The following is a 13,644-nucleotide window of genomic DNA, read 5'->3' on the forward strand; positions in this document are numbered from 1 at the left end:
ACAGTTAGCTGATTATAAGCTAATATCTAATATTTAACATCTAAATAAAATGTTACAAGTCAATTTTTTGCGCGACAACAAAGAACGCGTTTTAGAAGGTCTTAAGAAAAGACAATTCAAAAATCTTGAGTTGGTAGACGAGGCTATCGCTGCCGATGACGAAAGAAAAAGAATCCAGTTTGAACTAGATTCCCAGCTTTCCGAAATCAACAAAATTTCGAAAGAAATCGGTCTTTTGATGAAAGAAGGGAAAAAAGAAGAAGCGGAATCTGCAAAGTCTAAAACAGCACAATACAAAGAGTCGAGCTCAGAATTGAAATCCCAGTTAGAAGGTAAAGAAAACGATTTACTGAATATTCTGTATCAGCTTCCCAATATTCCAAACGAATTGGTAAAGAGTGGTGCTTCTGCTGATGATAACGAAATTATTTTTCAGTCTCATCCGGTAGAGGGTCTTGGTGAAGGAGCTATTCCTCATTGGGAACTGGCAAAAAAATACAACCTTATCGACTTTGAATTAGGAGTAAAAATTGCCGGAGCCGGTTTTCCTGTTTATTTAGGTAAAGGAGCAAGATTACAGAGAGCTTTGGTTCAGTATTTCTTAGATAAAAATGTGGAAAAAGGATACACAGAAGTGAATCCTCCTCACGTTGTGAATGAGGCTTCAGGTTTTGGAACCGGACAGCTGCCGGATAAAGAAGGACAGATGTACTATATTAATGAAGATAAATTATATTTGATCCCTACAGCAGAAGTTCCTGTAACAAACCTTTACCGCGATGTATTACTTGATGAGAAAGATCTTCCGATTAAGAATACAGCATTCTCTCAGTGCTACAGAAGAGAAGCGGGAAGCTACGGAGCTCATGTAAGAGGTCTGAACCGTCTTCACCAGTTTGAAAAAGTAGAGATCGTAAGAATTGAGAAACCAGAAAATTCTTATGCTGTGCTGGAAGAAATGGTAGAACACATCAAAGAAATTCTTACAGATCTTGAACTTCCGTTCAGAGTATTAAGACTTTGTGGAGGTGATACAGGTTTTGCATCTGCCATGACTTATGACTTTGAAGTTTGGAGTGCCGCTCAGGAAATGTGGCTGGAAGTAAGTTCAGTGTCTAACTTTGAAACATTCCAGGCCAACAGATTGAAATGCCGTTACAAAGGAGATGGTAAATCTCAGCTGGTTCATACTCTGAACGGATCTGCAATGGCATTACCAAGAATTATGGCTGCATTGCTGGAGAATAACCAGACACCGGAAGGAATCAAGCTTCCTAAGAAGGTTGCGGAATATGCAAGATTTGATTTGATCAACTAAATTAATCTATTTTTAGTAACAATAAAAAGACCACCATAATCCGGTGGTCTTTGTTTTATTCAGTAACGATGATAATCTTTTTATCAGCGTTTTTGAGTTTTGTATCATTATCGTAAATAGCTTTCAGATCATATTCTATTCTTATGGAATGATCATCAATCTGTGTTACCCAGTCATGCTTTCCTGAAATTGACTTTATTTTATTTTCAAACTTTAATGTAGTTCCTATATTTTTGAAAAACATCATCATCATTCCAGCTACTTTCTCAGCTTCTTCTTTTGAGCTTTTGGTTTTGATAGCCTCTTCAATACTTTTAAGATTAAAATTATCTGTATTAATCGTTAAAGTCTTTCCGTCCCAATTATTGTAAATATTCTGATCCAGAGGCATTTTTTCAGTTTTCGTGAAGTTTTTCAGAGCCTGATAATCTTCCGCAGTAAAATGCTCCATTTTGAAAGAAAATCCAGCCAGCTTCTGATCTTCCTTTGTTGATTTCATGAAGACCTTTTTCATAATCCGAATCGAATCCGGATTTTCAGTTTTCAATTTTCCTTCCTGTTTGGCAAGATCATACATACTTGTCCAGGTAGTCGGAAGCTTATCCATTTCCCCGAATTCTTTCTGCTTTAAGGAATCCGGTGTCATTGCCATCATTTCCGACATAAATTCTTTTGTATCGATATCGGTGACAGAAGTGGAAGCGGCATCTTTGTGATAAACAATTTCAGAATTCACACTGCAGGACTGCAATGTGAAAAGGCCTATCAGAAATAAGACAATAATTTTCTTCATGGTTTATTTAAAATACGGATTAATGACAGTTAACAGCTCCATTTGGATCTTTCATAATCGTCATAGCTTCTGCTTTCGGAGAAACATACGGTATTCCCAGCTCAAGACCTCTTAGAATGAATAATCCTCCCAAAATAATCATAATCACAGGAACTGCTTTTAAAACTTTTACTCTGAAGGCCTGATTCATGAGATTTCCGGCCAGAACTATAGCGAACATGAACGGAAGGGTTCCCAATCCAAATAAAGCCATATATAAAGCTCCCTGCCATATTCCTCCGCCTGCAAGGCTGGCGGTAAGTGCCATATAAACCATTCCACATGGTAAAAAACCATTAAGAAGCCCTGTAGAGAATCTTGAACGGTAATCTGCTTTCTGAAGTAATTTTCCTAAATTCATTTTTACACTGTACAGAAACTTGGATAGGAAAGGAATTTTTGAAGCAAAATCTTTTCCACCAAATGAAAATACAGCCATAATGATCAGAAGAACCCCGGCAGTAATGGTAAGATATTTCTGAAATCCTGCCATTTCAAATCCCTGCCCGATAATCCCCAGAAGAGCACCTAATAATGAGTAGGTGAAAATTCTTCCGAATTGGTAGGTAAGGTTCTGAAGATAGAAATTGGCAGCTTGTTTTTTGGTTAATCCCATCGATAAAGCAATAGGGCCACACATTCCGATACAGTGAAAACCGGAAGCAAAGCCTAAAGCAATAGCCGATACAATAAGTCCTATTTCCATATCACATCATAATCCATTCGGTAATCTGTTTTATCTTTTGTCCAGCTTAATCTTAACGTATAGTTTCCTACTTTCAATACCTGTGCAGGAATGGTGAAAGACTGGCTGGCATCAAGCTGTACAGATTTTTTAATATCTAAATTCTGGTCGTCGGTTCTGTTTAAAACAAATTTTACCGTAGTATTAGAATTATTATATTCTTTTGGAAAAGTGATGGTAATGCCTTTGGTATCCTGGCTGTATACAGGTTTTTCCTGCAGGTCATCTGCTTTTTTCTTAGCGTCAATCACATCCTGATACTTCAATTCTTCTTCGTAATAATTATCGGTTACCATTTCAGAATTCTTCTGTCCGTTCGGGAAAAGAAACATCATGGATAATATAAAAACTATAAATGCTAATAGTGCAATTACAACACCATGTCCCCAACTAAAGTTCTTCATCTTTTTCTAATTAAAATTGCAGTTTAAAAGGTCCTTCAAAATAAGTCTGGTATGAATCAATCAGCTTACCTTTCATATCGTAAACACCGATAGTAATATTTTGTTTAGAGAGTTTCATATCATTTTCCGGGAAGCTGATATTGATGGTTCCCTTGGAAATTTTATCTCTGTCTACCTGAATCTTGCTTGATGCACTGTAAGTAATTTCACCATGTGCCGGATCAATCACTTTAATGGTAACAATCTTTTTATCGTTCGTTTTATTAAGGAAGGTATAATTATAAGTATTGGTAATTTTACCGTCTCTTACGAAGAATGTACTACCTGCCGGTTTTATGAATTTAGCTTCCATTTCACCACGGCTGTACAGGAGATAGCCTAAGAACCCTACAAGAAGTAACAGGAATATGGAGAACCCTTTCATTCTTCCTGTAAACTTAAACTGAGTTTCTTTTTCAATTTCATTTTCAGAAGCATACCGGATCAATCCTTTCGGAAGGCCTACTTTTTCCATTACTTCATCGCAGGCATCAATACATGCTGTACAGTTGATACATTCCAGCTGTTGTCCGTCTCTGATGTCAATTCCGGTAGGACATACCACAACACACTGGTGGCAGTCGATACAATCTCCTTTTCCTGCAGCTTTACGATCTTCACCCTTTCTCCATTTTGCTCTGTTTTCTCCTCTTTTGAAGTCATAGAAAACATTGATAGTATCTTTATCGATCAATACACCCTGAAGTCTTCCGTAAGGACAAACCAATGTACAAACCTGCTCTCTGAACCACGCAAATACAAAGTAAAATGCTGCGGTAAGAAGAATCATTACAATAAAATTGGTAGGATGTGCAAATGGCCCTTCCCCAACAATTTTAAATACTTCTTCATATCCTACGATATACATAAACATAAAGTGGGTAATAATGAGTGAAATGATGACATAAATAGTCCATTTCAAACTTCTTTTCCAGATCTTCTCACTGTTCCACTCCTGCCTGTCCAGCTTCATCTGCTTATTTCTGTCACCTTCAATCATGTATTCGATTTTACGGAATATCGATTCCATAAAAATTGTCTGAGGGCAGATCCACCCGCAGAAAATTCTTCCGAACGCAATCGTAAAAACAATAATAAAGATCAAAGAGGCAATAGCACCTAAAGTAAGGATAAAAAAGTCCTGTGGATAGAAAGGCTGTCCAAAAATGAAAAACTCCCTGTCTATTACATTAAACATCAGCAATGGATTACCATTGATTTTGATGAACGGTAATGTAAAATAAATAATTAATAGTAAATAACTTACAATATTTCTATAGTTGGTGTACTTTCCTTTAGGTTTTCTTGGAAAGACCCATTTTCTTTTTCCGGATTGCTCCATTGTCCCTATAGAATCTCTGTAAGTCTCAGGGTCCAGAACCTGTCCCTGTCCGCCGCGTACTTCTATATCTTCTATGTCTGACATATATAATAGGTTTTAAAAAAGAAAAAACATAATTCGTTACTATTTTAATCTAATAACAAATTATGTTTTTTTCATATGTTTTCTAATTTTTTAAATTATTCTTTTTCCCAATGTGCTTCAGTTCCCTGAGGAGCTGCTCCTCCCTGAGCCGGAGTCACTGGTGGTTGTTCCTGGTTGATGTGATATACATACGCTGCAATCTTCTCAATCTCTGCACCTGAAACTTCTCCGTTTTTACCGAATGCTCTCATGGCAGGGTTAGTAGGAGAACCATTCCAGTCCATATGGAATACGTTTTTGAATAACGTTTTCTCAGGCTGGTTGATCCAGTAGTTATCAGTAAGGTTTGGCCCGATACCTCCACTACCGTCTTCTTTGTGACAAGATGCACAGTTTGTTTTGAATAATTCTTTACCTTCTGCAATGTTATCAGCTGAATACTTAGCTGTTTCAATCGTTACAGGAGGCTGAGATTTCTGATATTCTTCAATACTTGCCAACTGCTCTTTATATTCTTTTTCATATTCGCTTAACGGGTGAGCGAAGTCTGTGAAAGAGTAAGCTGCAATATATACAATACAAAAAGCGGTCCCAAAATAGAATAAACCTACCCACCATTTTGGTAATTGGTTATCCAGCTCCATGATTCCGTCGAAACCGTGGTCGATAAGGATATCCTTTTCTTCAGAAGCAGATTGCTTTTTGAATGCACTTTGGTACAATCTTTTGAAATAAGGAACTTTCTTTTCAGCTAAATAAGCTGCCTTTTCCTCAGGAGATAATTTCTTGAATTTGTTGTTCTCAATAAGGTCTCCGATAGCTCCATGAATGTAAGCCAGGATACCAGCGATCACAACAGTTCCCCAGAAGTAAGGTGAAGAAAGGAACGCGTAGCTCTGTACAAATAAATAATAAAAAACTATTAAAAGTCCGATTATTATTAAGATGTTTATAACAACAGGTGTTCTTTGTTTCATAAAAAATAGTTTAATTTTTTAAATTAAAATCGTCATCTTCATCATCCCCAAGAGGTGCCTCTTCTTCTTCTTTGTAATATTTTTTAGGTCTGCTAAAAACATAGATTACTAAAGCTATGAAGAACAGCATAAAGAAAATCAGAGCCAGTGTCTGGTAGAAGCCAGCATTTTCAGTATTGGATAATATATCTTTAAAGTTCTGAGGAATCATAGTATGAACTTTTTAATGTTTTTTAGTTATTACTTGCTGTTTTGATTTCAGTTGTTTTGATATCTGTACCTAATCTTTGAAGATAAGAAATAAGAGCTACAATTTCTTTTTTCTCTAGTTCTCCCTGAGGTCTCTTAGCATAAGCCTGCTTAAGGTCATTAGCTTCAGAGAAGATATCTTTCACAATTTTTGCCGATTGGTTGTTAGCCCATTTGTCTGCAGAATCGATTTCAGCCTTAGTATAAGGTACATCAAACACATTCTTCATCAGCTTCATCTTGTCTACCATCTTAGTTCTGTCTAAGTCAGTAGCAATTAACCAAGGGTAACGAGGCATGATAGAACCAGCAGAAGTAGATCTTGGGTTATACATGTGTTTGTAGTGCCAAGAACTTGGGTTTTTACCTCCTTCTCTATGTAAATCCGGTCCTGTTCTCTTAGAACCCCATAGGAATGGTCTGTCGTATACGAATTCTCCAGCTTTGGAGTATTGTCCGTTTTTACCGTTGAATCTTGTGATCTCATCTCTGAACGGTCTGATCATCTGAGAGTGACAAGCGTTACATCCTTCACGGATATAAATATCTCTACCTTCAAGTTCCAGCGGTGAATAAGGTTTTACCGCAGAAATCGTAGGTACACTTTTCTTAAGAGATAGTGTTGGAATAATTTCAATTGAACTACCGATTGATATCGTGATGAAAGATAAGATACCTAATAATACCGGAGTTCTTTCCAGCCAAAGGTGAGTACCTTCTCCTTCTTTTCTGTTTTTGCTGATGTTTGCCAACGCTGGAGCTTCAGCAGGAACTTCTTTCTGGAATGATCCTTTTCTTACTGTAGCAATTACGTTTACAATCATCAGGATAGATCCTGAGATATAGAATAAACCTCCTACGAATCTCATTTTGAAGTAAGGAATAATTGCCGTTACCGTATCCAACCAGTTTTTCCATAATAAGGTTCCATCCGGGTTGAACTGCTTCCACATTAATCCTTGTGTAAATCCTGAAATATACATTGGAACTGCATAGAAAATGATTCCTAAAGTACCTAACCAGAAATGCCAGTTAGCTAATTTTACAGACCAAAGTTTTGTTCTCCACATGATTGGTACCAGGTAATAGATAACCCCGAATGCCATGAAACCATTCCATCCAAGAGCTCCTAAGTGTACGTGACCGATAACCCAGTCTGTAAAGTGACCAATTTTGTTGATGTTTTTAGTTGCCAAAAGCGGTCCTTCAAACGTTGCCATACCATAACAGGTAACAGCTACTACGAAGAACTTAAGGATAGGATTTTCTCTTACTTTATCCCAAGCTCCTCTCAGCGTAAGAAGACCATTTAACATACCTCCCCATGATGGTGCAATAAGCATGATAGAGAAACCTGTTCCTACCGCCTGAGCCCAAGCCGGAAGAGCTGTATACTGAAGGTGGTGAGGACCAGCCCAGATATATACGAAAATTAATGACCAGAAGTGAATAATAGACAGTTTATAAGAGAATACCGGTCTGTCTGCAGCCTTCGGAAGGAAGTAATACATTAAACCAAGAACCGGAGTCGTCAATACGAATGCAACCGCATTGTGTCCATACCACCACTGTACAATAGCATCTTTTACCCCTGCATATGCTGAATAAGATTTCCAGCCCGTGAAAGATAAAGGTACTTCAAGGTTGTTGAAGATGTGAAGCATTGCTACTGCAATCCAGGTACCGATGTAGAACCAGATGGCTACATAAAGGTGTCTCACTCTTCTCTTAGAAATAGTCAGGAACATATTGATACCAAAAATGATCCATGAGAATGCGATCAATATGTCGATCGGCCACTCGTGTTCAGCATATTCTTTAGAGGTATTAATCCCCATAAAGAATGTAACGAACGTAGCAACGATCATAAACTGCCAGGTCCAGAAATGTAGCCAAGACAAGGTGTCACTGTACATTCTTGTTTTTAATAATCTTTGTAATGAGTAATAAATACCCGTGTAAACGATGTTACAAACGAATGCAAAGATTACGGTATTGGTGTGCAGCATCCTGATTCTACCAAAACCAAATGCACCATGAGTGTTTATTAACCCTTCAATATTACCAGATGCCAAACTTTTAATGGTTGTGTCATCCGTCCCGAAAAAGAATTCAGGTAATTCAGGGTAGAAAAGCATTAATGCCGCCGTAAGCCCGAACGTAAATCCGATGAGACCGAAAACTAAGGTCGCATAAAGGAACGCACGGACAATACTATTGTCATAACTAAACTTCTGTGTTTCCATATCAACTATTCACTATTTTTCTCAATTTTTATTATTTTCTCCTATTTCTTTTTCGTCTTTATTTTTGTTGCCGGTTTCATCTTTTTCTTCAACTTTTTCGTCATCAAAAAGGATTCTGACAGCCGGAGATTCATCATCTTCAAACTGTCCTTTTCGGGCATACACTATAAATACGACCAAGAAAATCGCAGCCAAAGAAACACTGCAGAGGATCATTAAATATAGAATATCCATTGGACAACAAAATTAACCTATTTTCGGGGTTCAAATTTAGTGAAAAATAATGACATTCATCACGAAATGCCGATTTCAGCTAATTTAAAATCAGTCTAAATAAGGGCTTTTACGCCTGTTTTTTGAAATATTTACGACCTAAAATCCAGGTTGAAACTGTAGTAAAGGTAACCACTGTGATCGAACTGATTGGCATAATGATTGCTGCGAAGAGCGGATGCATATGCCCTGTAACAGCGTAACTTAAACCGACAATATTGTATAGAAAACTGATTATAAATGTCATTTTCACAATCGTGATGGAACCCTTGCAAACATTCAGATAGTTGTCAAGAGTAACTACTTTATCTCCGTTCATAATGACATCAGAAGATGGAGTAAAACTGTTTGTATCATCAGCAATGGCGATTCCTACATTACTTTGTTTTAAGGCTCCTGCATCATTAAGTCCGTCTCCAAGCATTGCCACTTTTAAATGCTGATCCTGAAGGGATTTGATATAGTTCAGTTTGTCTTCCGGGCTTTGATTAAAGGCCATTCCTTTGTAATTAGGAATAAGCTCTTTAAGCTGGTTTTCTTCTGAGGAGTTGTCTCCGCTCAGGATAAATATTTTGTAGTGGGTAAGTTTAGTGAAAAGTTCTTTCAGTCTTGGACGATACTCGTTTTTAAAGATGAATTTACCCAGGTATTCTCCATTTTTACTGATATAAACGGCTGTTTCAAGATTTTTAGGTTCCTGGTTGTTATAACGGGCGGAACCAATTTTATAAAGGTTTCCTCTCACGCTGGCTTCATATCCTTTTCCCGAAATTTCAACAAACTTCTCTACAGGGAAATATTCATCGTTCACCTCTATAAATTCGTACAATGATTTTGAAAGCGGGTGGTTGGAATTTTTTAATAAAGTTTTGATATTCAAAGAGTCAAATTCGATGATCTCAGATCCTTCGTATTTGATGTTTGATTTCTTTCTGTGTGTAATGGTTCCTGTTTTGTCAAAAACAATCGTATCAAGTTTCGCGATTTTTTCAATCGTTAAAGTATCTTTTACATAAAACTTATTTCGGCCTAAAATCCTCATAATGTGACCGAAAGTGAACGGCGCAGACAGTGCAAGTGCGCAAGGGCATGCAATGATCAGAATGGCAGAAATAACCTGAAACATTTTCTCCAAATCAATAAATGCCCAATAGATTCCAGCAGCCAGAGCAATACCTAAAATGATGAATGTGAAATATTTACTGATGCTGTTTGTCAATGTATCCAGCCCGGTTTCATGTTTTTTGAAAGCTTCTTTATTCCAAAGCTGAGTAAGGTAACTCTGGTCTACATCTTTAATAACTTCCAGCTCCAGAGATGACCCGATCTGCTTACCTCCGGCAAAGATTTTATCGCCCGGCTGTTTACTGATGCTTTCACTTTCTCCGGTAATAAAGCTGTTGTCGATATTTCCTTCTCCGTTAATAAGAATCGCATCTACCGGAATGATTTCCTGATTTCTAACTAAAATTCTGTCTCCTACTTTTACTGCGGAAAGAAGGATATTTTCCTGTTTTCCCTCAAAGTCTACCTTCGTTACGGCAATTGGGTAGAACGATTTATAGTCCCGGTCATAAGAAAGAGCACTGTACGTTCTTTTCTGAAAAATTTTCCCCATCAGCATGAAGAAAAGAAGACCGCAAAGGGTATCAAAATATCCCGGACCGTAATCCGTCACCACTTCATAGATACTTCTCCCGAAAAGAACAAAAATTCCCAGTACAATAGGAACATCTATGTTGACGATTTTATTTTTTAATCCGTACCATGCGGATTTGTAATAATCTGAAGCCGAATAAAATACTACAGGACATGCCAGTAAGAACATCAGTGTTCTGAAAAGCCCCTTGTAATGTTCCATCCAGTAATCTTCGCCTCCTACATATTCAGGAAAGGCGAGAAACATACCGTTTCCGAAGGCAAAACCGGCAATAGCAAATTTTACCAGCAAGGATTTATCAAGGTGGTCTACGTTTTTTTCTGCAGTTTCAAGACTGATAACAGGTTTGTATCCCAGATTGGTTAAGAAATTAGCAAGTTCGCTCAATTTCAGATCATTATGGTTGAATGAAATCTGCAAAGTCTTCCTTGTGAAGTTAACCTGAGAATATTTGATATGCTTATTTAACGTATGCAGACTTTCCAGTAGCCAGATGCATGAAGAACAGTGTATTACAGGGATTTTAAAGGTAACAAGGCTGGTGCTTCCTTCAGAAAAATCAGTCACTTTTTCGAAGATTTCCGGCGTGTCCAGGTAATCAAATTGAGTAGAATTTTCATCATTCGGACGAATTCCTGCTCCTTTATTAAGCTCATAGAAATTGCTTAAATTATTTAAATTCAGAATTTCGTAAACGGATTTACATCCATTACAACAGAAAGTCTTTTCATCAAATAAAATTCTCTCTTTTTCTATACCTTGACCACAATGAAAACAGTTCTCGCTCACCCCATAAAATATTGAACTACAAAATTATAACAAATTTTTTTGTTTATCGCGTTAAAAAGTTCTATTTTTGTGATAAATATCATATAAAATGCCGCAGGAACAACAGATAGCAATTGAAGAGAGGTTCGCCAGAGTTTTTAATGATAAATCATTTAAAGAAAGACTTTCTAGCGCAGATTTTGAAAAATATATTAATGGCAAAAAGAAACTGAGTTTTCAGAAACATGAAACTATTTTCGAGGATGGGGAAACTCCAAAAGGAGTGTTTGTCCTGGAAAAAGGTGCTGCCAAACTTTCAAAGTCAGGAGCTTTCGGGAAAGATCAGATTTTAAGATTTATCAAAGAAGGGGATATCATCGGCTATCGTTCTTTGCTTTGCGGGGAAAACTTCCAGGCCAAAGCAGAAGCAATGACAGATATTGAATGTGTTTTCTTACCTGCAGATATCTTTATGTATCTTCTGGAAGTAGATCCACAACTGTCCTTCGTAATGCTTCAGAAAATTTCTTATGAATTAGGAGAATCTTCCAACACCATTACTTTCCTTGCACAAAAAACAGTAAGAGAAAGACTGGCAGAAATTCTGCTGCTTCTTGAACAGAAGTTGGGTGTAGATCCTGAAGGTTTTATTAAAATCTCCTTAACGAGAGAAGAAATTGCCAACATTATCGGTACTGCTACGGAAAGTGCCATCCGTCTGATCTCGGAATTCAAACAGGATAGTCTGATTGAAGTGGACGGAAGAAATATCAAGATCTTAAATCACGACAAACTCATGAAACTCGGTCACGTAGTTTTATAAATCATACAAAAACTTAAGTCGGCTCAAGGCCGACTTTTTAACTTTTAAAAATAGATAAATTATGTCTGTTCACTCTGAAATTAAAAAAGTTACGACTGAAACCTTGCGTAAAATGAAATTCGACAAGGAGAAAATAACAATGCTTACAGCCTATGATTTTACCACTGCCAAGATGGTAGATGCTGGTGGAGTAGATGCTATTTTAATTGGAGACTCTGCAGCGAATGTAATGGCTGGTTTTGAAACCACATTGCCTATTACGCTGGATCAAATGATCTATCATGCGCAAAGTGTGGTAAGAGGAACCGACAGAGCTTTGGTGGTAGCGGATTTACCTTTCGGAACTTATCAGAGTAATCCTGAAAAAGCATTGGAATCTGCGGTAAGAATGATGAAAGAAGGTGGAGCGCATGCTGTGAAAATTGAAGGTGGGAAAGAAATCTCCAAATCAATCAAAAAAATTATCAATGCCGGAATTCCGGTAATGGGACATTTGGGATTAACGCCACAGTCCATTTATAAATTTGGAACGTATAAAGTAAGAGCTAAAGAAGAAGCAGAGGCTGAAAAACTAATTGCTGATGCACAGCTTCTGGAAGAACTTGGCTGTTTTTCTATTGTGTTGGAAAAAATTCCTGCTGATTTAGCTAAGAAAGTAACTGAAAGCATCTCTATTCCAACCATCGGAATCGGTGCCGGTGCAGATTGCGACGGACAGGTTTTGGTGTATCATGATATGGTGGGAATGAACAAAGGTTTCAGCCCGAAATTCTTAAGAAGATATCTTGACCTTTACACAGAAATTACAGGAGCCGTTTCTCAATACGTGAAAGATGTGAAAAATGTAGAGTTTCCAAACGAAAACGAAAGCTATTAGTCCATGCAGAACCAACAATCTATTCAGGGAATATTATCTATTGCAGCTTTGATTTGTCTGGCTGTGGGATGGTTTAATTTATTTTCCCCGGAAATCAATCATTTGCTTTCAAGAAAAGTATTTTATGTTCTGATTGGAGCAAGCTTTTTTATTCAGGCTCCATTGCTTACCAATAAGAATTTTGTTTATGCCATGTATGCTGCAGCGGCTATCTGTGTATTCGGAGCGTTTATTCCGGAAGGCTCAAAACTTTCAGCTGTTAAAACGGTAGGCCTTCTGGCAGGGATTATCCTGTCATTATCCAACAGAAGAAGATAGACTGAAGAGGTATGAAGGAGCAGATTATATATGAAGACAATCATCTTCTGGTGATTAATAAAAAGGTGGGTCAGCTTGTACAGGGCGATAAGACCGGCGATGAATCACTATTAGAATCCATCAAGAACTTTATAAAAATAAGAGATGCTAAGCCGGGAAATGTTTTTCTCGGCTTGGTTCATCGTATAGACCGCCCAACTTCCGGGCTGGTGATCTATGCAAAAACATCCAAAGCGCTTTCCCGTTTGACGCAGATGGTGAAAAACCGTGAAGTGAAAAAAACGTATTGGGCAGTTGTAGGAAAAGAAATGATCCCGCAAAGCCAGAGACTGGTGCATTATTTAAAGAAAAATGAAAAAAATAATAAGGCTATTGTCTTTCCGAAAGCTACTGAAGGGGCGAAAGAAGCAATCCTGACTTATCATGTGATCAAAACATTAGACAATTATTTGTTGTTGGAAATTGACCTTGAAACCGGAAGGCATCATCAGATCAGAGCACAGCTATCCAAGACCGGAGTTCCGATTAAAGGTGATCTGAAATATGGAGCATCGCGTTCCAATCCTGACGGAGGAATCAATCTTCACGCCAGAAAGCTGGAGTTTATTCATCCTGTTACCAAAGAAAATATTGAAATCATAGCTCCTGTTCCGCAGAATGATGCGATATGGAGAGCTTGTGAAGAATAA

At 37.6% G+C, this 13,644-nt stretch carries 14 protein-coding genes; 5 read left to right on the forward strand and 9 right to left on the reverse strand.

Features of this window, described 5'->3' with window-relative positions; all coding sequences use genetic code 11:
- Positions 1 to 49: 49 nt before the first annotated feature.
- Positions 50 to 1,318 (forward strand): serine--tRNA ligase, encoded by a 1,269-nt coding sequence (gene serS, locus AB1278_RS02320; RefSeq protein ID WP_110009911.1) that lies wholly within the window; start codon positions 50 to 52, stop codon positions 1,316 to 1,318.
- Positions 1,319 to 1,373: 55 nt separating this feature from the next.
- On the opposite strand, the gene AB1278_RS02325 is transcribed toward serS, so the two are convergent.
- The 9 genes from AB1278_RS02325 to AB1278_RS02365 form a co-directional block, all read right to left on the reverse strand.
- Positions 1,374 to 2,111 (reverse strand): hypothetical protein, encoded by a 738-nt coding sequence (locus AB1278_RS02325; protein ID WP_429812172.1) that lies wholly within the window; start codon positions 2,109 to 2,111, stop codon positions 1,374 to 1,376.
- A 19-nt stretch (positions 2,112 to 2,130) separates the two neighbouring features.
- Positions 2,131 to 2,856, reverse strand: a complete 726-nt coding sequence (locus AB1278_RS02330) for a sulfite exporter TauE/SafE family protein (RefSeq protein WP_227942649.1) — start codon at positions 2,854 to 2,856, stop codon at positions 2,131 to 2,133.
- Positions 2,847 to 3,299, reverse strand: a complete 453-nt coding sequence (locus AB1278_RS02335; protein ID WP_227942648.1) for a FixH family protein — start codon at positions 3,297 to 3,299, stop codon at positions 2,847 to 2,849. The genes AB1278_RS02330 and AB1278_RS02335 overlap by 10 nt, the downstream gene beginning before the upstream one ends.
- Positions 3,300 to 3,309: 10 nt before the next feature.
- On the reverse strand, positions 3,310 to 4,764 hold the full coding sequence (gene ccoG, locus AB1278_RS02340; protein WP_227942647.1) for a cytochrome c oxidase accessory protein CcoG: 1,455 nt from the start codon (positions 4,762 to 4,764) through the stop codon (positions 3,310 to 3,312).
- A gap of 95 nt (positions 4,765 to 4,859) precedes the next feature.
- Positions 4,860 to 5,741: a cbb3-type cytochrome c oxidase N-terminal domain-containing protein gene (locus tag AB1278_RS02345; RefSeq protein WP_062676011.1), complete on the reverse strand. Its 882-nt coding sequence runs from the start codon at positions 5,739 to 5,741 to the stop codon at positions 4,860 to 4,862.
- Between the two features lie 10 nt (positions 5,742 to 5,751).
- Complete coding sequence (locus AB1278_RS02350) at positions 5,752 to 5,952, reverse strand: cbb3-type cytochrome oxidase subunit 3 (protein ID WP_002983870.1); 201 nt, start codon at positions 5,950 to 5,952, stop codon at positions 5,752 to 5,754.
- Positions 5,953 to 5,974: 22 nt separating this feature from the next.
- Positions 5,975 to 8,236 carry a cytochrome-c oxidase, cbb3-type subunit I gene (ccoN, locus tag AB1278_RS02355; RefSeq protein ID WP_076595424.1) on the reverse strand — a complete coding sequence of 754 codons (2,262 nt, stop codon included), beginning with the start codon at positions 8,234 to 8,236 and terminating at the stop codon, positions 5,975 to 5,977.
- 21 nt (positions 8,237 to 8,257) lie between these two features.
- Entirely contained in the window at positions 8,258 to 8,470 is a 213-nt protein-coding gene (gene ccoS / locus AB1278_RS02360) for a cbb3-type cytochrome oxidase assembly protein CcoS (RefSeq protein ID WP_110009904.1), read from the reverse strand.
- A 109-nt stretch (positions 8,471 to 8,579) separates the two neighbouring features.
- Entirely contained in the window at positions 8,580 to 10,958 is a 2,379-nt protein-coding gene (locus AB1278_RS02365; RefSeq protein WP_429812180.1) for a heavy metal translocating P-type ATPase, read from the reverse strand.
- Between the two features lie 88 nt (positions 10,959 to 11,046).
- Here AB1278_RS02365 and AB1278_RS02370 point away from each other — a divergent pair, with 88 nt between their 5' ends.
- From AB1278_RS02370 to AB1278_RS02385, 4 genes are all read left to right on the forward strand, one after another.
- On the forward strand, positions 11,047 to 11,760 hold the full coding sequence (locus AB1278_RS02370) for a Crp/Fnr family transcriptional regulator (protein ID WP_047424695.1): 714 nt from the start codon (positions 11,047 to 11,049) through the stop codon (positions 11,758 to 11,760).
- A 61-nt stretch (positions 11,761 to 11,821) separates the two neighbouring features.
- Positions 11,822 to 12,637 (forward strand): 3-methyl-2-oxobutanoate hydroxymethyltransferase, encoded by an 816-nt coding sequence (panB, locus tag AB1278_RS02375; protein ID WP_110009902.1) that lies wholly within the window; start codon positions 11,822 to 11,824, stop codon positions 12,635 to 12,637.
- A gap of 3 nt (positions 12,638 to 12,640) precedes the next feature.
- Positions 12,641 to 12,955 carry a hypothetical protein gene (locus tag AB1278_RS02380; RefSeq protein WP_047377337.1) on the forward strand — a complete coding sequence of 105 codons (315 nt, stop codon included), beginning with the start codon at positions 12,641 to 12,643 and terminating at the stop codon, positions 12,953 to 12,955.
- An 11-nt stretch (positions 12,956 to 12,966) separates the two neighbouring features.
- Entirely contained in the window at positions 12,967 to 13,644 is a 678-nt protein-coding gene (locus tag AB1278_RS02385) for an RluA family pseudouridine synthase (protein ID WP_202839972.1), read from the forward strand.

The organism is Chryseobacterium sp. NRRL B-14798, from assembly GCF_050470705.1.
GTDB classification, from domain to species: Bacteria; Bacteroidota; Bacteroidia; order Flavobacteriales; family Weeksellaceae; genus Chryseobacterium; species Chryseobacterium cupriresistens.

Coding starts and splice junctions, on each gene's coding strand:
- AB1278_RS02345 (WP_062676011.1), bottom strand. CDS start 5,741: ATGAAACAAAGAACACCTGTTGTTATAAACATCTTAATAATAATCGGA.
- serS (WP_110009911.1), top strand. CDS start 50: ATGTTACAAGTCAATTTTTTGCGCGACAACAAAGAACGCGTTTTAGAA.
- AB1278_RS02330 (WP_227942649.1), bottom strand. CDS start 2,856: ATGGAAATAGGACTTATTGTATCGGCTATTGCTTTAGGCTTTGCTTCC.
- AB1278_RS02385 (WP_202839972.1), top strand. CDS start 12,967: ATGAAGGAGCAGATTATATATGAAGACAATCATCTTCTGGTGATTAAT.
- AB1278_RS02380 (WP_047377337.1), top strand. CDS start 12,641: ATGCAGAACCAACAATCTATTCAGGGAATATTATCTATTGCAGCTTTG.
- ccoG (WP_227942647.1), bottom strand. CDS start 4,764: ATGTCAGACATAGAAGATATAGAAGTACGCGGCGGACAGGGACAGGTT.
- AB1278_RS02350 (WP_002983870.1), bottom strand. CDS start 5,952: ATGATTCCTCAGAACTTTAAAGATATATTATCCAATACTGAAAATGCT.
- AB1278_RS02370 (WP_047424695.1), top strand. CDS start 11,047: ATGCCGCAGGAACAACAGATAGCAATTGAAGAGAGGTTCGCCAGAGTT.
- panB (WP_110009902.1), top strand. CDS start 11,822: ATGTCTGTTCACTCTGAAATTAAAAAAGTTACGACTGAAACCTTGCGT.
- ccoN (WP_076595424.1), bottom strand. CDS start 8,236: ATGGAAACACAGAAGTTTAGTTATGACAATAGTATTGTCCGTGCGTTC.
- AB1278_RS02325 (WP_429812172.1), bottom strand. CDS start 2,111: ATGAAGAAAATTATTGTCTTATTTCTGATAGGCCTTTTCACATTGCAG.
- ccoS (WP_110009904.1), bottom strand. CDS start 8,470: ATGGATATTCTATATTTAATGATCCTCTGCAGTGTTTCTTTGGCTGCG.
- AB1278_RS02335 (WP_227942648.1), bottom strand. CDS start 3,299: ATGAAGAACTTTAGTTGGGGACATGGTGTTGTAATTGCACTATTAGCA.